Raw genomic sequence first — 21,698 nt, 5'->3', positions numbered from 1 at the left:
GCGTAAAGCGGACATTTGATACTCTGACTCGCAAGTCCGCTCCAGACAAGGAGCGGACACTCAATGCATTATTAAGCGGCTGCCACAAAATCACGATGAAGTGACTTATCAAGGCCGTTCTTTCTCATGAAGTCAGAGAGTACCTCATAGTTATTTAGATGGTCGGCGCAGTATGCGGGTAATATAAATAGCCCTAACTCTGAAGCTAGTTTGAGCATTTCGAGACAACCCTGTTGCGACTTATACTTGAAGTGAATCGTCCAGTTATCCTCAAACCACAGGTCTACACCTAGTCGATTGAATACCAAATTTGGAGAGTAAACCTCGTCAAACTGCTTTGCCACATATTCAGCCATACTCGCGTTTTTAATATAGTACGAAAACTGAAGCTTCTGATTTGAATTGCGGCCGATATATTTATACTTACGTGGTTCTTCCAGCTCTACTAACTTCTTCAAGAAAAGCTTAATAGCGTTGTTCCAACCTTGCTTTTCTGCACATGAGGCTTCTTCTATCACTTTGAATGAATCCGTCTCGTACAGCCAATGGTCAAACACCGTTATTGCAGCCCAAGAAAAGTCATCGGCTGTACAATCCTCGTTGTACTTCAACAGAAACGAGAATTTCTCAGATAGTAGGGAGTTTTCACACTTGGTAACGTTTAAAAAAGATCTCATGGCCTGAACAGTTTATGACTGGAATTATATTGTAGCACCCGTTTCTACAGAAAAGCATGCTATGCGTTTTCAAAGGAAAAAACAAAACGTCTGCTATACGTACTGAGCTGCCCTACAGAGAGCCTTGATGGGCATCAAAAGACAAGAAGCAGACATTCGCTTAATGTGCTTTAAATGAATTTGCCCAATTTTAATATTCCGAAATCTTATTATCAATAATCTAAAAAAATTACGCCTACGCCCTTTGACATAACATACTGATTTGACGCCTTGTTTACTTCTGACACATCTGTAGTATGTATAAAAATACAACAATGGATCTATTATGGTTGAAATAATTGCGCTGGTTTCGAATCTTGGAGCCTTAACCGTTATAGGCTTCATCTATCTGGGATACATTAAAAATTTGCGCTCCATTAACGAGCTTAAAGACTCTCAGCTAAAAGTTGCCCAGCAAAATGTAAAACTTTGGAAGGACAAAGCTATCGAGCTTGAGCGTCGCACACCTGAATTCATCGAAAAACAACTGAGTGACAGAATTAAGGTTCGAGAGGAAGAGCTTGCTAGACTCGTGTCAGATAATAAAGATCACTCTGAGATGATAGAGCAGAAAAACAAAGAGCTACGTAATTTGAGGGGAAAAGTTGAGGCAGCCCAAGCTTTCACGAGCGACATTACTGTTTGGGACAAAGGAATGAATGACTATGTCGATGTTCCTGTTTCAGCTTTAGAAACAAGATATGCTGGTGCAATCGCTGTTGACACTGCCTCAATAATGATTTGTGATCCTTGGTATGTATCCATGGAGGACGAGAGAGAGAAAGAAGAATTTGAAGCGAAGAGTCGAATGTTTGAAGTTGTAAGCACAGGAGAGAGATTTTGTTCAAATGAAGAGGAGGATAGCTGGCCAGCAGAAGCCTTTTCTTTGGATGATAATCATTCCTCAATCGGTGAATTAATCGCAAATGGAACGGTAAGAGAATTGGACTACAGAGGACATCTTCCGGCGATAAAGGAATCATATATAAAAGGAAACTTTCAAGACGATTCTAACAAGCACTTTTACTTACCTGTTAGACATCAAACCTTCATGAATGGAAATCCGGGTGCAGGTGTCACTGTAGGACTATCTGGAGACGGTGTTTACCATGTAAAAATAGAATCTTACAAGGATGAGATCCAGAGAATAGTCATAGAGATATAGACGGGATAAGGTGTACTACGGTAAGGAATATACCCAATGGTCACATCATATACGCAGATTAGTTCTTTACTTAACGTGACATTTTTGATCGCAGATATTAATCAACTCTACCTGTGAGTGTATGATTAACTGGCGACTAATCCACATCAAGTCATACAAGGGAACTAAACAAGACTTAAAAAGACTGAATTAAAGCTAAGAAATATCTAATTTAGTTGCTTTTTAATTTAATTCCTGCCAATAAGAATCCACTTATTTCTGATTTTTTCGTCTTCAGCAAGCTGCAAAGCACCTATCCCTAAAAAAGTAGGAACTATTGATAGCGGCGCATTTGCAATGAAATCTGCACAAAATGAAATAGGACCAATAGCTGTACAAAATTTGCCTATTCGGTCGTAGTTTGCAGCCCGTTTTAGTGCTCGATTACTTAATTTGATTTGATGTCTAATTCTTTTTTCTTTTTTTATATCACCTGTTTGAAAAGCCTCAACCCATTGCGCCATGACATGTCTGAAATCTACAAACTCGCTCTTCTGACGAAGCTCTGCGATTTCAGAGAAACATCGTATTTTCGGTAGAAACTCTATTTCGTCTAAGAACACATCTACAGAAGCTATAATTTCTTCGTGCTTATTTAGAGACTTTATATATTGAAAGTCTCTTTTTCCGCTGGGTTTAGCAGGAAGCTGCATCAAGGGCATAGCCGCGTTGAGTCGTTGTGATTCTCGCACGTAAGACAAAGCGACAGTCCCTTTAGTGTGCAGTAATTTGATTATCGTTTGGAAATAATTTAGCCATTTCTCATTTAGATGGAAGTTTTGACCAAACGGGGCTAGTGTGGCTTTCAAAAAATCTAAATCCGTGTCATCTTCGTTGTAAATGATGGATGGCAAAATATCAGGGTACTTAACAAGTGTTTCAATAATTTCACCTAATAAGTTTCGATTAATCGCTTTTTTTCCTAATACTCGCATCCGTTGCCATACAAAAGGCTCAAATGCTTTAAACATTTTCACTGTTTCATGCGGTGTTAGTTGAAAGCCATCGGCTAGTAAGTTTGTATTTTCAAGCTTATTGTCTGAAGGCGTGTAAAATCTCTTTATCGAGCTAGTAAAAAAGCAGTGTTGAGTTGTGCTATGGTTGGAGATTTCAAGTATTGGTCGGAAATCAAGGTTTTCTTTGTCATCACTCGCAGACAACTCAAGTCCACCTATGGATGATTCGTCCACATAAACTTTTTCAAATAACAGAGCGTAAGTAAGTGCGTCTTTTCCAACCCGACTACGATTAATATCTCTTCTAACTTGATCTATCTGCTCCTTTTCAAACTGATTTTGTGCTTCTGCCAACATCACTGTCTTTGACTTAAGCATTTCTTTAACGATAGCTCGACCTAAATTTTGTGTAAGGTATCCGTTTCTCCACATGGTTTTTCCTATATATTTAACAGTTAAAAATAATAACACTTCGTCGCTTCTTAGCCGCCTACTATATCATTGCAAAATATGAGGTAGAATTTTGCAATTAACTCAAAATGAAAAAAGACTTAGTCATGACAAACTGAACTTAGACTAAACCGATCACTTAAGTGGTAAACAGCTTAAGTTGAAATAAGGAGTTTTGAAAATAAATAAGAACGAAGTGTAATGGTATTATTCAAATCGACTTTATTTTTGACAACGAACTCGTGGAAATTAGGAAAACGGAAGAAGAGAAAATGCTGCCTTGGCTAGCCGCTATTACCGATTCATTAGAAGTGCTGCACAAGCATGATGAAAATACGAAAGGCTCTATGAATTACATTATGGAGAAGGCGAATATTCAGTATAAATCGGTGAACTTTATGCGTGGTCGCAGTATTCAAAACGCCATCGTTATTCTAGATGAATCGCAAAACTTAACGGCATCGCAGCTTAAAACCATTATTACCCGTTGTGGTGAGGGTACAAAACTGATTGTAGGTGGCAACCTTGCGCAAATAGACAGTAACTACCTTAGCGCTGTGACGTCAGGCTTAACTTATTTAGTCGAAAAATTTAAAGACTTCTCAGGTAGCGCCACCATTAACCTTGATGGTGTGGTACGAAGCCGCCTTGCAAGCTTTGCGGAAGAGAACTTGTAGTATTATACCAGTCTGCTTACATTGCCAGGCTTCTTAGAGACAAGCGTGCCCGTCACCTTGTCTAAACCTTTACTTATAGCTAAAGAGCGCACCGGAAATACCGATGCGCTATTCCACTAATTCTATTTGAAATCGGCCGGTATCAATAAACTGTTTAGTGCTGTCAGACACTTCACCAAAAGGGATCTGCGCGGGTCCTGTGGGGTCGTAAAGCACATATTCTTTTCCCTCAAACTCAATGGTTTCGTCATCAGCCATGGGAGTCAGTGCCACGCCAAGAAGAGCATGTTCAGGCAAAAGCACCATGATCATTTTCGTTGTGGGTAAAAATGCTCTTACCATAGACGATGCCAGCACAGCTTTGCTGTCGCAATCGCCTTGGTTTTGCATCAATAAACCGATGGGGGGCGCAAAGCCTGAACCATTACTGGCCACTCTGTCGTCCATGGCGTTATAAGGAATACTTTGGATCCAACTGAGCAGAAGCGCAAAGTAGTCTCGTGAATTAGATTGCGGTGCTAGCTTTTCATAAAACGCTTGAGATACGGGCACCATTGGCTTCACCGATTCGTTGATATAGCGCAAATGGTCGGGTTTAACCGCCCTTTGATTAAACATGGTAGTGAAGCGAGTAAAGTAGTGAGCGGCAAGGTAGTCATCAAACGCCGTTTGCTGCACGGTTTTTAAGTTATCGAGTACCTCAGCAGCTTTTTCTGGGTTTGATGATTTGACTTCAATGTTGATGGCATCTTGCTGGCGCTTAAGGTTAACGCGGGCCTCTTTAGGGTTTAATTTTTGGGTTTCTTTTAGAAGCGCCACCATTACGTAGCGCTGGGCTATTTTGGGCTTATAATTTGGTTGCAGCGTGGGGTTTTGTTTAATCGTTTCTCGAGGAAGTGCAAAGCTAATTGAGTGAATAGTTTGCTGTCTGTCTGTCCATGTGTAGTCAAAACGCACGCTGTCTTGTTTATTTGTGATGCTAAAATCAAGTTGCTCGGCGTTGGCTTTCACACTGACGGTAACCGAAGCAACAAACAGCAAGAGCAGCTTTAGCGTGACTAACACGCGGGGGTAAACAGACACAGATAAAAAGCCATATAAATTTGTCATTGCTCCGCCATAACCGACACATTCAAGAAACAGAGTATTACTCTCGTTTACTGAGTATGTCGTTCATGCCAGAAAATACAAGCCTATTTAAATGAGCAGCCGCCCGTTAGGATCATTGTTGAAACCAGTTAAGCTCGTTATGCAGGTTTACTACGGTACCCACAATAACCAGCGTCGGCGGCTTTAACTGCGCTTCTTTTTGCCTAGCGCATATGTCGGTTAGTGTACCAATAAGCACACGTTGGTCATCGGTTGTTGCCTGCTGTACCAAAGCGATAGGCGTAGTAGCAGGTAAGCCATGCTTTATAAGTTTTTCGCAAATAATAGGTAGCCCGGTTAGCCCCATGTAAAATACTGCGGTTTGATTTTTGTGCGCTAATGCAGACCAATTCAAGTCGATGGTACCGTTTCTTAAGTGACCTGTAGCAAACACCACCGACTGAGCGTGATCTCGGTGGGTAAGTGGTATGCCTGCATAACTTGAAGCGCCACTTGCCGCGGTAATACCCGGTACTACCTGAAACTCAATGCCGTGTTCAATAAGAGTTTGAATTTCTTCACCGCCGCGCCCGAATATGAACGGATCGCCGCCTTTTAATCTGACAACACGATTGCCTTTTTTCGCTTCATCCACCATCAACTGATTAATGTCATCTTGTGGGAGGGTATGATTGCTCATGGCTTTTCCCACATAGATTTTTTCAGCGTCTCTGCGTACCAGTTCTAAAATCTGAGGTGATACTAAGCGGTCATAAACCACCACGTCGGCCTTTTGCATTAAGCGCAGTGCGCGAAAGGTGAGTAGGTCCGGATCGCCAGGGCCTGCTCCCACAAGGTACACTTGCCCAGTCACTTCCTTATTCTCTGCGGCTGCTTGCAAGGCTATTTCAAAGGCCTTGTCTGCTTTTTCGTCTTGCCCTTTTTCAACCATCTCGGCAATGTCGCCATCTAGCACATCTTCCCAGAAATACCGACGGGCAGTGACGCCATCTAGGGCCTGTTTCACTTTGTCTCTGAACTTCTCAGAAAATGAACCAAGTCTGCTGAGATTGGCGGGCAAAACGGTTTCTAACTTCTGACGTAAATAGCGTAACAAGACCGGGGCAACGCCACCGCTACTCATAGCAATAATGATAGGTGAACGGTCTACGATGGAAGGTGTAATAAATTGGCACAAGGGGGTGTTATCAACCACATTCACCAGTACCTTCTGCTCGCGACCTAGGTCGTGAATGTATTGGTTTACATCGGGTTTATCGGTAGCAATAAACACCATGTCTTTATGCGCTAGGTCACTATCGATAAATTCACGTTCTATTAAAGTCACCTTGTCACTCTTTGCAAGGGCTTTTACCGTATCGCATACCCACGGCGCCACCACGGTAATGGTTGCCGGCGTTTTCATGATCAGTTCAAGTTTGCGAGCAGCCACTTCACCTGCACCAACAATAAGGCAGTTTAGCGAACGAGCATCTAAAAATAGGGGAAAGTAATCCATCAAGGGGCACATAAAAAAAAAGAACTAACGCTATTTTGCGCTAATTCTTTTTAATTAGAAACAACGAAATCAGCCTTTATATTCCACAACGTTATATAAAGGCGGAAGTTGCTTTTATTTCGATCTTACGACTTGCGACGTGCGCGGTTATCACGACTGCGGTTTTCACCACGGTTGTCGCCACGCTCACGCTTTGGTGGCGGTGTATCCGACCACTCGCGAAGGTTGAGTCGTTGCCCCGCCACTCTTGTCGCTTGAAGCGTAGAATGGGTTTCTTTAGGCATGCCGCCTGGCAAGTCAACCGTACTGAAGTTGTCATATATCTCGATAGCACCAATGTTCTTCGAGTCAATGTTAGCTTCGTTCGCAATAGCGCCAACAATATTACCCGGCTTAGCACCGTGTACATGGCCTACTTCTATGCGAAAACGCTGCATACCTTCATCTGGCTTGCGATTGCCACGAGGGGCTCTTGGCTTTCTGTCGCGACTTTCACGTCCACCACGGTCATTGCGCTCACGACTATCGCGAGGTGGCTTGCTGTTAAGGTCTGGACGATCAGATTCTTTAAGCACCAGTGGCTCATCGCCTTGAGCTATTTTGATCATTGCAGCAAGAAGCACTTCCGGAGAAGCTTCATTTTCTTCTTTGATCATCTCAACAATTGGCATCAACGATTCAATGCTATCGTCTTGCGTTGCTTCCATTACCGACTGCTTAAAGCGCGTAAGACGGGTCTGGTTGATTTCGCTAATTGAAGGAATAGGCATTGCTTCAATAGCCTGCTTCGTCGTTTTCTCAATAGAGAACAACAAGCGTTTTTCACGGTGAGAGATAAACAGAATCGCATCACCCTGACGACCAGCACGACCTGTACGACCAATACGGTGAACATAAGATTCACTGTCATACGGAATATCGTAGTTAATAACGTGACTAACACGTTCAACGTCAAGACCACGTGCAACAACATCAGTGGCTACTAAAATATCGATCTGGCCTTGTTTTAGCTTATCAACAGTTCGCTCACGGGCAGACTGTGGAATATCGCCGTTCAGTGGCTCTACATCAAAACCGCGTGCTGAAAGCTTATCTGCTAATTCAACAGTGGCTGTTTTGGTGCGAACAAAGATAATCATGCCGTCGAATTTTTCGACTTCCATAATACGCGTAAGCGCCTCAAGTTTATGATGAGGAGCAACTTGGCAAAAGCGCTGACGAATGGTGCTCGCCGTGCTAACTTTTGACGCAATTTTTACGTGTTTTGGATCCTTGAGATAACGCTGTGTTATCTTCTTGATTGGTCCAGGCATGGTTGCTGAGAATAACGCCGTCTGCCGCTGGGCAGGTGCATGGCTTAGAATAAGCTCTACATCATCAATAAAGCCCATGCGAAGCATTTCATCAGCTTCGTCAAGCACAAGGAATTTAAGTTCGCTTAAATCCAATGTTTTGCGCTTAATATGGTCAATGATACGACCTGGAGTACCTACTACAACCTGAACGCCGCGCTTAAGCTGGCGAATTTGGTTGTCGTAAGACTGACCGCCGTATACTGGAAGTACTTTAATTTTTTGACTAAAGCTCGCATAAACCTGAAATGCCTCTGCAACTTGAATAGCTAATTCACGAGTTGGGGCTAATACCAGTAATTGCGGCTTACGTTGCTCAGGATCGATATTTGCCAACATGGGCAGGGCAAACGCAGCGGTTTTTCCTGTCCCTGTCTGTGCCTGACCGAGTAAATCGTGACCTTCAAGCAAAAGTGGAATACTCTCAGCTTGGATAGGTGACGGTTTCTCGTAGCCAACTTTTTCAATGGCTTGTAAGAGAGGTTCTGGTAAATTTAGGTCTTTAAATGTCATGTCGACAGTTGTTGTCATTAAGGGTCCTGATGTTATTAGTAAGGAGGGTGCGGCATACGAGAGTAACGCCTGAAAAACGTTGAAGTGTGCCTGCAGTGTTGCAAAAAAACATATTATATTCGAATAATGGTCAGGTTGCCATGAAATTGCACAATAATGCTGAAATAATGACCAGGTTTTGTGGGTGGCGGCAGAAAAACAATAAAGTTTTTGAAGAATTTTCGAAATAGGGCAAGGAATTACCATGAGTAAAAACAATTCAAATAAAATATTTAAACGCTCTTCTGTAGCAGTGCTCCTGCTAACAGCTTTATTGTCAGGGTGCAGTGAAAAATCCATGGAAAGCCATTTGGCTGACGCCCGCAACTATGTATCCGAGCAGCAGCCTGATGCCGCCATAGTCGAATATAAAAATGCAATTCAGAAATCTCCTAATGCGGCCGCTCCTCGTTTCGAACTCGGTAAACTGTATCTACAAACCAATAATTTTGTCGCAGCTGAAAAAGAACTCAACAAAGCCATGGAGCTTGGTTATGCCGCCAGCGAAGTCATTCCATTGCTTTCGGTTGCCTATCAGCAGTCGGGGGCAGAAAATGCCCTTTCAGAGGTGGATTATCGCGCAGAGGGCATGACGGCGGTTGAGTCTGTCGAAGTGGGTTTTTATAAGCTACAGGCGTTGCTGCAGCTTAATAAACGAGAAGAGGCAGAAGCGTTAATTGCCGACCTATCTACTATCGATACTAGCTCAGTGTACAAAGGGCTTGTCGATAGCTACGTATTTGTACTCAACAATGATGTAGAAGCTGCCATTGCTTCTACAGAAGCATTACGAGAACAGGCTCCCACCAATAAAGACGTGTTGCAGCAACTTGCGAAGCTTTATTTACAAAGCGGTGCGCCTGAGAAAGCTGCCGTAGTGTATGGGGACTACCTCAAAAGCTATCCAGACGATACGGCAAGCAAATTTGCCTATGCAGCACTGTTGATTGAATTGCGAGCGCTTGATACCGCAGAGCCCGTAGTAGAAGAATTGCTCGCGCTTAACGATAGTCACCCGCTGCTAAATACGTTTAAAGGTATTATTGAATCTGCTAAGGGGAACTATGCACAAGCGTTAGAGCGCTTGGAAATTGCCGTGCAAAACGGCAGAAGCGATCAGGTTGTGCGCTTGATAGCAGGTTTCAGTGCATATCAAATACAAGATTTTGAATCAGCTCAGCGCCACCTCACCATGATTGCCTCTAGCTTACCTGATAACCATCCTGGCCTTCGTATGCTGGCAGACAGCATGCTGCAATTAGGTGAAAACGATAATGCGTTAGAAATTTTAGAGCGCGTTGAGGGTGAGCAAAACTCAGACGCAGCGCTTTTTTCTAAGGCAAGCTATCAGCTACTTATCGACGGCAACATGGTGGGCGCGAAACAAATGGTTGAGCGCTCACAAGAAATTAGTACCTCAGCTGAAGACCTCGCTCGTTTAGGCGTTTTACAACTATCGCTGAATGACGTGGCTGGGCTAGTTAATTTGGAAGAAGCGGTAAATCAAGCGCCAGAGTCGGCCACTACACAAAGCACGCTAGTGCGGGCTTACATTGCTACCCAGCAGTTAGATAAAGCAAAAGAAGCGGCAACAAAATGGGTAGAGCAATCCCCAGATGAAGCGCTTCCGCTAGTTTACTTAGGTGGAATAGCAACGGTAGAAGGCGACTTCACTAAAGCAGCGTCTTATTTTGATGATGCAAGCACTCGGGAAGGGGCTAAAGAACAGCTCGTTTACGCGCGCACTCAACTACTTATTGCACAAGGCGACAATGAATCTGCAACGGCGTTTATTCGCGCTTTTATAGATGACAATCCGGCAGATTTAAGGGCGTTAACGATGTGGTACGCATTGGCCGCCGAGCAAAAAGCAGTGCAGCCGGTCATTAATCATGTAAAGAGTGAGCTTGATAAGGCGCCAAACTTTATTGAAATGCGTTTACTACTTGCACGGCTTTATGCGTTCAATAACGCCATAGAAAAAACGGTAGCGCTGCTTGCTAACGTTGAAGGAAATAAAGAAACGCCTATGGCGTTTTGGAATATAAAAGGGCAGGCGCTCATTGCTGCTAACGATGTGAAAACCGCAGACACCTTTTTCGACCGATGGTTGTCATTCTATCCGCAGGATAAAAGTGCTGTATTAGGCAAGTTGTTAATCTTAGACTCGCAACGACAGTTTACCGAAGGATTGGCGTTATCAAGTCGAGTGTTAGAAAAGCGACCTGATGCACAGATTAGTTTGTTAAAAGCCTATTTTCACAGTCGCATAGGCCAAAGTAAGCCCGCGTGGAATATTATCAATGCAAGCGCTGACGGTGTGAAAGAGCTGCCGTTTGTACGGGGAATTATTGCGCGCTTACACCTTATTGATAAAGCGCCAGAGCAAGCCGTTAGTCATGCTGAAGCTGCCTACGACGCCACGCCAAACTCTGACAATGCCATGTTGCTAGTGGCGTCTTACGAAATGTCAGGTAAAGGCGAGCAAGCTCTTAGCCTTTTAGAAAAGCATGTAGCAGAAAATGCGAATGATATTTCAAGCAGTATGCTGTTGGCAGAACGCCAAATTAGGCAAGACAGAAAAAGTGCGCTTGCAACCTATGAAGCCATTTTAGCGCAAACCCCCGATAATTTTGTGGTATTGAATAACCTTGCCTACCTAGCGTTTGAAGATAATGATTTGTCTCGAGCAGAAACCTTAGCGAAAAGAGCCGTGGCCTTACGCAGTGACAACGCTGATGCCGTAGACACGCTTGCCCAGATTTACATCGCTAAAGGCGACAATGACGCTGCGCTTTCTTTGTATGAGGAAATAGCAACGCGACCGATTGCCAATGAAGAGGTGTACTTGAACCACGTCGAACTTCTTACAGAACTTGATAAAACGACACTGGCGAAGCGTCGTTTGCTAGCAAGAGAGTTTAAGGGTGAAGCGTCAAAGCAACGCGCAAAGGCACTAAGAGCCCAGCTTGGTATTAACCTTGACGAATAATTAAATGAATTATTGCTAATTAAACACGCTAGTTAACAAAGCCACGTAATAAACGTGGCTTTTTTGTCTCTTACTAATAAGTAAGGCTAACGGTGAAAATCACAAGTAATAACCCGCTTACAACCAACCTTTACAATTTGTCACCCTGTTTGAGCTGTGCCTTAATCTCGTTAAGTTCGGCCATGACGTCTTTTAGGGTTGGCTCAACATTACCTTGTGCTTCTAGCTCGGCGAGTAGCTCGGCTTGTTTTTCTGCTCGCGCCTTTTCGTTTTCTCGCTCCATGACGTTCACCACAATACCAATGACCATGTTGAGAAAAGCGAAGGCCGTGAAGAAGATAAACGTGAGGTAAAATATCCAGCTTAGTGGATACACTTCTTGAGTTTCGTACATTACATCGGTCCAATCCTCGAAGGTCATTATCCGAAATAAGGTGAGCATGGATATGGTGATATCGCCCCACAACACGGGGTTAATGTTTTCGAACAAGGTACTGCCGATGGCTGCATAGATATAAAAGATAATAAACATCAGCAGCATAACGTAACCAAGCTGGGGTAGCGCTTTAACTAACGACACAAGAAGAATACGCAGCTCTGGAATGATGGATATCATCCTAAGCACCCTAAATACTCTGACTAAACGTGCGATAAGCGCAAGCTCTGCGTCATCGGCAGGTATTAAGCTAATGATGACAATTAGGGTGTCGAACCAATTCCAAAAGCTTTTAAAAAAATGCATTTTTCGCTTTTCTGCAAGAAAGCGAATGGTAATTTCAGTAAGAAAAAACGCACTAATAAACCAGTCGAGAAAAACCGTGACTGAGGCCATGCCGTTGGGCAGTTCATAGGTTTTAGCGCCTACCAAAAGGGCTGAAACCACAATGACGCTAACAACAAATATTTCGAACCACTTATTGGCTCTTATGCGTTCAAATTTATTCTGTAGTACAGAGGCTTGCATCTTTAAAAATCACTCGAAGTAAAACAAAGTTAAAGTTAATTAGTGGCTAGTTTTAGTGCTTATATTCGCCGCTTAATGTTACGCAATGCGCCAACTTGGGCGAGCCAATAACGGGAGCACTATATAAGTCGCTTTATCTATCCATCGAAAATAAGGCGGGCAGTATCATGGATGATGTGAGACCTGTGTTGCAAGAAAAATTGCTAGGATGGCTTAACATTGCTAGGTCGTCTTAGTAGCACCGATATTAGGTTTGAAATGACACAGTGCTTTTTAAGGCATTAAAAAGGGTAGCATATCGCTACCCTCGATTGTCTTGCTAACCGCCCAGTCCTATTGCTGACCGGGGGCTCTTGTTACCACGATTGACTATTTCAAACCCGACAAGCACAAGTACTTTAGCTGTCTGATGACATGTCCATAGGCTTAAGGCCGCGGTTAATCATTTCAACATCTTCTGCTGTTAACGTTCCCGCTGCCTGCTTAAGCGTAATCACTGACTGTACAAAGTCGTAGCGAGCGCCAGCCAAGTTACGCTGTGCATCAAATAAGTTACGAGTACTATCGAGTACGTCAACAACAGTACGTGTACCCACATCGAATCCTGCTTCGGTAGCTTTCAAGGCACTGTCTGCAGACACAACAGATTGTTCTAGCGCGCGTATGGTCGAAATAGACGCTTTTACGTTGTTAAACGAGCTACGAACTGATTGTACGGTCTGACGATAAGTCTGCTCTGTTGCCTGACTAGCTGCAACGTAGTTGAATTTAGCCTGGTCTGTCTGAGAGGTTACTCTTGAGCCCTGGTAAATAGGTACGTTAAGCGACACATTGATTGACTGGCTGTCTAGGTATGGCGTTTCAAACTGCAATACCGGGTTTTCAATCTCATCTTTGCTTCTTGTGGCATTCGCAGATAACGAAAGCGTTGGAAGGTGTCCTGAGCGAGCAATGGAAATATCTTCTTTTGCGATATCCATTGCAAAGCGATTTACAAGCAACGCAAGGTTTTTCTCTTCAGCAGTTTCTAGCCAGTTCGTCACATTAGCTGGCGTTGGCATAGTCGCAGAGAAATTCTCTGTGTTTAGGCCAAACAGCTTATCGTGGTATTTACCGGTGATGACGCGAAGAGCTTCTAATGCAAATTCAAGTTCGTTTTTAGCCTGAATTTCCTGCGCTACTGTGCGATCAAAGTTTGCCTGTGCTTCGTGAACATCGGTAATTGCCGTTAATCCAACTTCAAAGCGCTGGCGAGTTTGCTCTAACTGACGCTCAATAGCGCGCTTTTCTGCACCAACAAATTCAACGTTGTCTCTGGCGCGCAGCACGCCAAAATAAGAGGTAACGGTACGAACAATAACGTCTTGAATGCTGGATGCAAGCTGTGCATCGCTTTGTTCCGCAACTTTCTCAGCGCGGTTTAAACCAAGCCAATTCGCATGATCATACAGCGACATCGACATTTGTAACCCATAGCTGTAGCTATCAACGTCGGTTTCAAACACAACAATTTGTAAATTATCAGCGTTCGAACCTAAGGTTTGAGCGCGCTCAGACGTTGAGGTGTTGTAGGCTACTGAGCCTGAAATTTGAGGAAGAAGATTAGCTCTGCTAATGCTTATCCCTTCGAACGCTGCATTGCGTTGCGCTTTCGCTTGGTTTACCAGCGGGTCGTTGGCGAGTGCTTGTTGATAAACCTGCATTAGGTCATCAGCGATCGCGCCCGTGGTTATCGACATGCCGATTACCAGCGATAGAAGTGTTCGTTTCATGCTTACGTTTTCCTGTAGTGTTCGAGTTGTGTCGGCTCACCCTACCTACTGTACCCGATAGTGCCGACTAGTTAAAACCAAGTGTATGAAAATTCAACCACAAACCAAAAGTCCAAACTCGTAACAGTATTGCTTTAACTGTAACAGAATATGTGATCTACCCACGCTCATTATTTTTATATAAACGACTTGTAACTTGAGTTTTCTGTTATTTAAACATTTAAATTGTCGCGTTTTTCACGCGTATACATGTGTGGTGTGCAAATGTAGACTACATGATAAATCTATTTGAACCATAAGTGTCAGCAAATGAGCAAGGAAATCCTTTCGTTTACCTCAAATGACGTTGAAATTACCGAAGTTAGCCCTGTTTACCGCGGTTTTTTCACCATGAATCGATACATTTTTAGGCACAAATGCTTCAACGGCGAATGGAGCGATTTGGTCAGCCGCGAAATTTTTGAGCGTGGTCATGCCGTGGGTGTATTGCCTTATGATCCAATAACCCAAGAGTTTGTACTCATTGAACAAGTGAGGATTGGGGCATTGCCAACGTCTTCAAGCCCTTGGTTAATAGAAATTATTGCCGGCATGATTGACGAAGGGGAAACTGAAGAAAATGTTTGCCATCGGGAATCGATGGAAGAAGCGGGAATAGAGCTCGATAACCTCACTAAAGCATTAAGTTATTTATCGAGCCCGGGCGGCACAACAGAAAGGTTACATATTTTTATAGCGAAGACCGATGCCACTAAGGCACAGGGTATACACGGCTTAGAGACTGAGTCTGAAGATATCAAGGTGCATCGAGTCAAAGAAAATACCGCACTTGAATGGCTGGAAACTGGTCGTATAGACAACGCTGCGGCGTTAATTGCGCTACAATGGTTCTTCATGCATAAAACTCAACTTCTAGAGCAGTGGAAAACACCGTGACTTATCGTACACAACGAAAATACATTCCTCATCTTCCTACCATGCAGGCAGTATGCGAGGTGAACTATGCGCACATTCTGCGTATTTTGCCCGATTGCGACACGGAAGATTTGAGCTATCGTTTCTCGATTGGTAAGCATTTGGCGTACGAAATTAAAATAGTTGAGTCATCTCGCTACACCAGCTCGTTAAGTATCAAGCAAACCACAAAAGACATGCCGGATTACTTAACTCCGTCGATGACAGTGCGTTTGTACCACGACGCCAGACTGGCTGAAGTGATTAATAGCCAAAATACGGGCGCGCTGGAGCCTTCTTATGAGTATCCTAATTTGAAGATGCGCCAGCGAAACGAGAAGCAGATGGTGAACATATTTTTGGCTGAGTGGTTAGATTTTTGTTTAAAACACACTCCAAAGGTAACCTCTGAAGCGTGAAAACAGTAATACAGTTTAGCGACTGCCATTTAATGCAAGACACTTCAAGAAAGGGCTATTGCGGTATTTCTCCCTATCATTCGCTAGAACGCCTTCTTAGGCAGTTAGCCCAAAGCGGCAATACGGAAAAAGTGTCACCTGATGTGGCTGATGTGGTGTTAATTACCGGTGATATTAGTGGCGATGATTCCCCTGCAAGCTATACCCATTTTCTCGATTTAATGGAACGCTTTGTGGATGTACCTTGGTATGTCATTGCTGGTAACCACGACGCAAACCCCCATTATGACGAATATTTAGCCCCACACATGCTGTTAGCTGATTCTCCACTTCACATTGGAAACTGGTGTATTCACGGCCTAGATACTCGGCCAAAGCAAATGGCCAAAGGAGCGCAGGGAGAAATAGACACTCTTGAGCTCACATGTATTGAACGCGCGCTTAGCGCTCACACGCATCAACATCATTTGCTTGCCCTTCATCATCATATTTTGCCGTCAAATAGCTGGATGGATAAGCATAACTTAGTGAATGCAGAACGTTTAATTGAGTGGCTAGATAGTGTGAAGGTGATAAACCATATTATTCACGGGCACGTGCACTCTCCACTTAGGCAGCAAGTAGGCAGAGACAACATTAATAGTTTCGGGTGCCCCTCAAGCTGCTGGCAATGGGCAATGCAAGCTGATTTCGGTGTAAGTAACGAACAGCCTGGGTATCATCACATTTGTCTTTATGACGATGGCGAGGCCTCGGTGAGTATTAAAAGACTGAGTTAATCGAATACAAAAGAGTATGTCTTTTACATAAGACGGCCTTTTACCAAAGCATATTTTAAAAATAACATTCAAAAACACCACTTTATTGTACAAACAGGGACGCAACATGCAGCACATATTGTATCTTCATGGATTTCTAAGTTCTCCATCATCGGTTAAGGCGCAGGCAACCAAAGATTATTTTGCTGCCCATCATCCAGACGTTCAGGTTCATATTCCTGCTCTGTCTAATTTTCCGAGTAAGGTAGAAGCACAGCTCACCGCGTTAATTGAGCAAACGCCAGCGCTTTTAACCAATGGCCTTAAAGTCATTGGCAGTTCAATGGGCGGCTATTTGTCCACGTTTCTAATTGAAAAATATTCAGGAAAAGCTGTGTTGATTAACCCAGCAGTGCGACCTTACGAACTGCTTCAGCAATTTATCGGCCCTCATGTTAATCCTTACAGCGGTGAAAAGTTTACTATTGAAGCATCCGATATTGATGTGATTAGAGCACTAGATGCCAACATACTGAACGAGCAAAAAGCGTATAAGGTGTTGCTGCAAACCAATGATGAAACCCTCGATTATAGATTGGCCGCCGCAAAGTACGCCCTAAGCGAATTAGTCATAGAGGAAGGGGGAGAACACAGCTTTGTGGGTTATGAAAATCATTTACCTGGCATTGCAGATTTCCTTCTCGATTAAGATATATGAATAGAGGGTAGGGGCGGCAACAGGTCAACGTCGTTGCCAGGATTAAATCGCCCTGCTACCATCTTTTTACCTTGCGTTGCAGATGAACTCTGCGTACGTTTACTCATGTTTCTGGCTTAAATAATAACCATAACTATGTCAAATCAATATAATTCAGATGCTATTGAAGTCTTAAATGGCCTCGACCCGGTTAAACGCCGCCCTGGTATGTACACCGATACTTCACGTCCTAACCATTTAGGGCAAGAGGTTATCGATAACAGTGTGGATGAAGCGCTTGCTGGTCATGCGTCTAATATCAAAGTTATCTTGCATGAAGATCAGTCTTTAGAAGTGATTGATGACGGTCGCGGCATGCCTGTAGACATTCACCCTGAAGAAGGTGTGTCTGGGGTAGAGCTGATTCTGTGTAAGCTGCATGCAGGTGGTAAGTTTTCAAATAAAAACTATGCCTTTTCGGGCGGGTTACACGGTGTTGGTATCTCGGTAGTCAATGCACTGTCCCATCGTGTAGAGGTCACTATTCGCCGTGATAGCAACGTGTATCAAATTGCCTTTGAAAATGGCGACAAGGTAGAAGATCTTCAGATTATCGATACCTGCGGTAAGCGCAATACAGGTACTCGGGTACACTTCTGGCCAGATTCCCAATACTTTGATTCTGCCAAGTTTTCTGTCAGTCGATTGCTGCACAACCTGCGGGCTAAAGCCGTATTAAGCCCAGGTCTTCGCATTCGTTTTGACAACAAAATTTCAAAAGAAAGCCAAGAGTGGTACTACGAGGATGGCTTAAAAGATTATCTTTATCAAGCGGTTGAAGCATTCGAAACGCTACCCTCTGATACCCCGTTTGTCGGTAGCTTTAAAGGCAACACTGAAGGGGCTGACTGGGCTGTGATGTGGCTGCCAGAAGGCGGTGACCTTATTACAGAAAGCTATGTGAATCTTATTCCTACAGCTCAAGGTGGTACTCACGTCAACGGAATGCGCCAAGGTCTGCTGGAGTCGATGCGCGAATTTTGTGAATTCAGAAACCTGATGCCACGTGGCGTAAAGCTATCCCCTGATGATATTTGGGACCGCTGTGCCTATATTTTATCCACAAAAATGCAGGACCCTCAATTTGCAGGACAAACGAAAGAGCGGTTGTCTTCTCGCCAGTCTAGTGCTTTTGTTTCTGGCGTAGTGAAAGACTCGTTTAGCTTATGGCTAAACCAGCATACGGACGTTGCCGAAGCCCTTGCTGAAATGTGTATTAATAATGCTCAGCGTCGGTTGCGTCAAACTAAAAAAGTCGCGCGCAAAAAAGTGACTCAGGGCCCCGCATTACCCGGAAAACTTACCGACTGTTCATCACAAGATATTAACCATTCAGAATTGTTTCTGGTGGAAGGGGATTCTGCGGGTGGCTCTGCCAAGCAAGCTCGTGATCGTGAATTCCAGGCAATTATGCCCCTTCGAGGTAAAATTCTTAACAGTTGGGAAGTCGACTCTTCTCAGGTGTTGGCGTCCCAAGAAATTCACGACATATCGGTGGCTTTGGGTATCGACCCAGACTCAACAGATTTGTCTGGGTTGCGTTATGGTAAAATTTGTATCCTGGCAGATGCCGACTCAGATGGACTGCACATTGCTACCTTGCTATGTGCGCTTTTTGTAATGCACTTTAGAACGCTAGTAAACCAAGGTCACGTTTACGTTGCTATGCCTCCTTTGTTTCGAATAGATGTGGGCAAAGAGGTGTTTTATGCGCTGGATGAAAGTGAAAAGCAAGGCATATTAGATCGTATTGAAGCAGAGAAAAAGCGCGGCAAAGTAAACGTACAGCGTTTTAAAGGGCTAGGGGAGATGAATCCGCTCCAGCTTCGCGAAACCACCATGGACCCTAATACCCGTCGCCTTGTTCAGCTCACTATTGATGACGCTGAAGACATGATGGAATTGATGGATATGCTGTTAGCGAAAAAGCGCTCAGGCGATAGAAAAACATGGCTTGAAAGCAAGGGGAATATGGCTGAAGTAGTGTTGTAGATTCTAGGGCGTGTTGATTTTTGCTGCCCAAAACTTGTACAGCAAAGATCAACACGCCCTTGTTTCCGTGCATTAAAAAAAGAAAGTACAGTGATGTGCTTTCTTTTTTTATCTTTTTTATTTTTTTTTAATATCTGTTGCATCCAATCGTTATCTTCGGTCGTTTGGCTTTTTGAACAGGACGTGAGTTGTACAACGTCACTACATCAAAAAGACAACGGAGACGGTTATGGATTTATCAAATACTTCACAGCGCAATATCAAACTTTCACTTCTTGCAGCGGCAGTTGTGTTTTCTCTATCAGCCTGTAACGGTGATGATGGTGCAGATGGCGTTGACGGCGTAAATGGCGCCGATGGTCAAGACGGCGCGCCAGGACAAGACGGAAGCCCAGGTTTTGCAGCTGCGACTTTTTTAGTGGCTAATAATGGCGATAGCAATCGCAATACCGTATCAACGGTAGATCAAAACGCCAGTGTTATTAACACAGTATCAACCGGCGCCAATGAAGGCGTTGCGTTATCCCAAAGTAATACGCTGTTCCAAGCAGGAGATAGCGACCTTCCTCTTATTCGCTCATTCTGTTCATTTACAGGAAACAGCGACTTTGATGCAAACTTTGGTCATGACATCACTGGGGCAGAAACTGGCCTAGTAAACCCAAAAGGTATCGTATTTGCTGAAGAAGCCGGCCTTGTCATGGCTGCCGACTTTAATGGTCAACGAATTAGTGTTTTCGGTGGTCAAGCTGCAGGAAACGTAGAGCCTATTGCCGAAATTATGACCTCTGCTCGACCTTGGGATTTAGCGTTTGACGAAGACGCTGATCGCTTGTTTGTGGCGTTAACTGACGGCACAGTTGCCGTGTATGACGATGTCACTTCTTCTGGTTTTGCGCCAACGGTAACCAGAACGATTGTTCCATCAGACGCCGACGGCAACCAAATCTCAATCAATCTTCACGGTATTGTGTATGAAGCAATGTCTAATCGACTCGTGGTGTCAGATGTGGGTGATGCAAGTGTGGCTGACGATGGGCAATTGTTTGTCATTGAAAGTGCAGCATCTGCTGATGGCATGGTAGTACCCACACGAGTAGTGGGCGGCGCTAGCACGCAATTAGGTAACCCTGTTGATATCATTTTATCGGGCTCTGACCTTCGTGTTGCCGAAAAATCGAATGACGCAATTTTAGTATTTTCAAATATCTTCACCGGTGCGAGTGGCGATGTTGCGCCAACGCTTTCTACACCATCTGTTAAGCCAGAGTCTCTTGTTGAGTTTACTGACGCAATAGTGAAGTGGGATGCATCGGATGACGGTATAACCACCATGCCAATCTCAGGGCTTTCTGTATCAAGTAATCCATCTGCAGAAGGCGATACCACTGGGCAGGTTGCACAACTTAGTGCACTTTTAGGCAGCGAATTACGCAGCTTTGATAGCGGCATGAGCATAGAAAGTGCGTCATATACTTCGCAAGGCGATGGCGTTATTACCTTCGACAACCCAGATACATCAACAGGCGGGCTGTTAGTGGTAAATCGACTTGCCTCAAGTCGTGATGGCATGATGTACAGCGATAGCTACGATCATATGATCGCAGGCGCGAATACCGGGCTTATTGCCCCTAAAGGACTTGATATTGCATCAACAGAGGGCCTTGTATTTGTTGCCGATGTGAATGAGACAACACCTGCTGTACGCGTGTTTTCACCTTGCGCATCCGGTGATGTAGCGCCACTGTTAACCCTTGAAGCATCAAATGGCGCTCGCCCATGGGATGTAGATTATGACCCAGCAACTGACAGCGCTTACCTAGCGCTAACAAACGGTACGGTTGCTGTGTTTGAAGAAGTAGTACGACGCTTGAACAGTGGTGAATCTGTACTAACAGGTGAAGACAGACTCATTGTACCGGCAAGTAGTGGTACTGCGTTTTCAGCGCCTACTAACATTCATGGCATCGACTATGACAGCCAAAGCGATAGCTTGGTCATCTCCGATGTTGGCAGTGCGGCCGACGCTACCGATGGCAAGCTTTATGTTATTTCAGGTGCGCAATCGGCAGACGGCATTACTGACGTTTCGGTAAATATCGCTGGCCCATCGTCAATGCTTGGGAACCCCGTTGATTTAATGCTAAGCAACGGACATGTGTATGTGGCAGAAAAATCGAACGGCGCTATCTTGCGATTCGATAATATCTTGAACGCAGACTCAGGCGATATCGCGCCTAGTTACAGTGCGTCTTTCACTGCACCTGAATCGGTTTCGGTACTGCCTATTTACTAAGACTAAAACTCACATAGATATACTGAGTAAAAGGCCTGACGCTAACGCGTTGGGCCTTTTTGTTAATTGCGACGCCACGCTGCCAAAGGCATTGCTACTCAGTTTGCGCTTCGGCGAAGGTTTTTTATCGCTCACCGAGCTGCCTCTTCTATCAAGGTGGGTTACTAACAAAACTATTAGCGGGAGCGATTTACAGGGCCATACCACTATTACAGCAAACTGGTAACATTGCGTTACGAATTAGCTCGTTATTTGTTGATACACAGCGCTCAAAATAGG

At 44.1% G+C, this 21,698-nt stretch carries 16 protein-coding genes; 9 read left to right on the top strand and 7 right to left on the bottom strand.

The features are described 5' to 3' along the window. Positions 1–71: 71 nt before the first annotated feature. A complete protein-coding gene (locus AC27HD_RS07270) occupies positions 72–677 on the bottom strand; it encodes a hypothetical protein (RefSeq protein ID WP_487104679.1) in 606 nt (201 codons plus the stop codon). Positions 678–1,002: 325 nt separating this feature from the next. Here AC27HD_RS07270 and AC27HD_RS07265 point away from each other — a divergent pair, with 325 nt between their 5' ends. Then, positions 1,003–1,881 carry a hypothetical protein gene (locus AC27HD_RS07265; RefSeq protein WP_487104677.1) on the top strand — a complete coding sequence of 293 codons (879 nt, stop codon included), beginning with the start codon at positions 1,003–1,005 and terminating at the stop codon, positions 1,879–1,881. Positions 1,882–2,108: 227 nt separating this feature from the next. Here the strand turns inward: AC27HD_RS07265 and AC27HD_RS07260 are convergent, their stop codons facing one another. Beyond that, positions 2,109–3,308: a hypothetical protein gene (locus AC27HD_RS07260; protein WP_487104675.1), complete on the bottom strand. Its 1,200-nt coding sequence runs from the start codon at positions 3,306–3,308 to the stop codon at positions 2,109–2,111. A 203-nt stretch (positions 3,309–3,511) separates the two neighbouring features. Between AC27HD_RS07260 and AC27HD_RS07255 the strand changes: the two genes are divergently transcribed. After that, the gene (locus AC27HD_RS07255) at positions 3,512–4,003 is read left to right on the top strand and encodes a PhoH family protein (RefSeq protein ID WP_487104721.1); all 492 of its coding nucleotides are present in this window, start codon (positions 3,512–3,514) and stop codon (positions 4,001–4,003) included. A gap of 108 nt (positions 4,004–4,111) precedes the next feature. Here the strand turns inward: AC27HD_RS07255 and AC27HD_RS07250 are convergent, their stop codons facing one another. From AC27HD_RS07250 to AC27HD_RS07240, 3 genes are all read right to left on the bottom strand, one after another. Further along, entirely contained in the window at positions 4,112–5,113 is a 1,002-nt protein-coding gene (locus tag AC27HD_RS07250; protein ID WP_152561525.1) for a hypothetical protein, read from the bottom strand. 112 nt (positions 5,114–5,225) lie between these two features. Then, positions 5,226–6,611: a siroheme synthase CysG gene (cysG, locus tag AC27HD_RS07245; protein WP_032095671.1), complete on the bottom strand. Its 1,386-nt coding sequence runs from the start codon at positions 6,609–6,611 to the stop codon at positions 5,226–5,228. Between the two features lie 125 nt (positions 6,612–6,736). Next, entirely contained in the window at positions 6,737–8,494 is a 1,758-nt protein-coding gene (locus AC27HD_RS07240) for a DEAD/DEAH box helicase (protein ID WP_487104672.1), read from the bottom strand. Positions 8,495–8,720: 226 nt separating this feature from the next. On the opposite strand from AC27HD_RS07240, the gene prsT reads away from it, so the two are divergent. Beyond that, positions 8,721–11,507, top strand: a complete 2,787-nt coding sequence (gene prsT, locus AC27HD_RS07235) for an XrtA/PEP-CTERM system TPR-repeat protein PrsT (protein WP_487104670.1) — start codon at positions 8,721–8,723, stop codon at positions 11,505–11,507. A 130-nt stretch (positions 11,508–11,637) separates the two neighbouring features. Here the strand turns inward: prsT and AC27HD_RS07230 are convergent, their stop codons facing one another. Beyond that, entirely contained in the window at positions 11,638–12,471 is an 834-nt protein-coding gene (locus AC27HD_RS07230; RefSeq protein ID WP_487104668.1) for an ion transporter, read from the bottom strand. A 398-nt stretch (positions 12,472–12,869) separates the two neighbouring features. After that, the gene (gene tolC / locus AC27HD_RS07225; protein ID WP_032095675.1) at positions 12,870–14,243 is read right to left on the bottom strand and encodes an outer membrane channel protein TolC; all 1,374 of its coding nucleotides are present in this window, start codon (positions 14,241–14,243) and stop codon (positions 12,870–12,872) included. A gap of 309 nt (positions 14,244–14,552) precedes the next feature. Here tolC and nudF point away from each other — a divergent pair, with 309 nt between their 5' ends. The 6 genes from nudF to AC27HD_RS07195 all read left to right on the top strand — a co-directional run bounded on the left by nudF (position 14,553) and on the right by AC27HD_RS07195 (position 21,419). Further along, on the top strand, positions 14,553–15,179 hold the full coding sequence (gene nudF, locus AC27HD_RS07220) for an ADP-ribose diphosphatase (protein WP_032095676.1): 627 nt from the start codon (positions 14,553–14,555) through the stop codon (positions 15,177–15,179). Positions 15,180–15,220: 41 nt separating this feature from the next. Then, positions 15,221–15,616: a DUF1249 domain-containing protein gene (locus AC27HD_RS07215; protein ID WP_152561526.1), complete on the top strand. Its 396-nt coding sequence runs from the start codon at positions 15,221–15,223 to the stop codon at positions 15,614–15,616. Continuing rightward, on the top strand, positions 15,613–16,395 hold the full coding sequence (locus AC27HD_RS07210) for a metallophosphoesterase (RefSeq protein WP_487104665.1): 783 nt from the start codon (positions 15,613–15,615) through the stop codon (positions 16,393–16,395). Before AC27HD_RS07215 ends, AC27HD_RS07210 begins: the two co-directional genes overlap by 4 nt. A 106-nt stretch (positions 16,396–16,501) precedes the next feature. Further along, on the top strand, positions 16,502–17,083 hold the full coding sequence (locus AC27HD_RS07205; protein WP_487104663.1) for a YqiA/YcfP family alpha/beta fold hydrolase: 582 nt from the start codon (positions 16,502–16,504) through the stop codon (positions 17,081–17,083). A 144-nt stretch (positions 17,084–17,227) separates the two neighbouring features. Beyond that, the gene (gene parE, locus AC27HD_RS07200) at positions 17,228–19,123 is read left to right on the top strand and encodes a DNA topoisomerase IV subunit B (protein WP_032095680.1); all 1,896 of its coding nucleotides are present in this window, start codon (positions 17,228–17,230) and stop codon (positions 19,121–19,123) included. A 229-nt stretch (positions 19,124–19,352) separates the two neighbouring features. Further along, positions 19,353–21,419, top strand: a complete 2,067-nt coding sequence (locus AC27HD_RS07195) for a YncE family protein (RefSeq protein ID WP_487104661.1) — start codon at positions 19,353–19,355, stop codon at positions 21,417–21,419. Positions 21,420–21,698 lie beyond the last annotated feature (279 nt).

It is taken from the genome of Alteromonas sp. 4NS20-0143 (assembly GCF_057542855.1).
Note: the sequence above shows the minus strand (reverse complement) of the source record. Positions and strands in the feature narration are given on the sequence as shown.

Bases quoted from the DNA above. Each gene is read 5' to 3' on its own strand.
- AC27HD_RS07240 (WP_487104672.1), bottom strand. From the start codon at position 8,494: ATGACAACAACTGTCGACATGACATTTAAAGACCTAAATTTACCAGAA.
- parE (WP_032095680.1), top strand. From the start codon at position 17,228: ATGTCAAATCAATATAATTCAGATGCTATTGAAGTCTTAAATGGCCTC.
- AC27HD_RS07230 (WP_487104668.1), bottom strand. From the start codon at position 12,471: ATGCAAGCCTCTGTACTACAGAATAAATTTGAACGCATAAGAGCCAAT.
- cysG (WP_032095671.1), bottom strand. From the start codon at position 6,611: ATGGATTACTTTCCCCTATTTTTAGATGCTCGTTCGCTAAACTGCCTT.
- AC27HD_RS07250 (WP_152561525.1), bottom strand. From the start codon at position 5,113: ATGACAAATTTATATGGCTTTTTATCTGTGTCTGTTTACCCCCGCGTG.
- AC27HD_RS07260 (WP_487104675.1), bottom strand. From the start codon at position 3,308: ATGTGGAGAAACGGATACCTTACACAAAATTTAGGTCGAGCTATCGTT.
- AC27HD_RS07205 (WP_487104663.1), top strand. From the start codon at position 16,502: ATGCAGCACATATTGTATCTTCATGGATTTCTAAGTTCTCCATCATCG.
- AC27HD_RS07270 (WP_487104679.1), bottom strand. From the start codon at position 677: ATGAGATCTTTTTTAAACGTTACCAAGTGTGAAAACTCCCTACTATCT.
- AC27HD_RS07265 (WP_487104677.1), top strand. From the start codon at position 1,003: ATGGTTGAAATAATTGCGCTGGTTTCGAATCTTGGAGCCTTAACCGTT.
- nudF (WP_032095676.1), top strand. From the start codon at position 14,553: ATGAGCAAGGAAATCCTTTCGTTTACCTCAAATGACGTTGAAATTACC.
- AC27HD_RS07195 (WP_487104661.1), top strand. From the start codon at position 19,353: ATGGATTTATCAAATACTTCACAGCGCAATATCAAACTTTCACTTCTT.
- tolC (WP_032095675.1), bottom strand. From the start codon at position 14,243: ATGAAACGAACACTTCTATCGCTGGTAATCGGCATGTCGATAACCACG.
- prsT (WP_487104670.1), top strand. From the start codon at position 8,721: ATGAGTAAAAACAATTCAAATAAAATATTTAAACGCTCTTCTGTAGCA.
- AC27HD_RS07215 (WP_152561526.1), top strand. From the start codon at position 15,221: ATGCAGGCAGTATGCGAGGTGAACTATGCGCACATTCTGCGTATTTTG.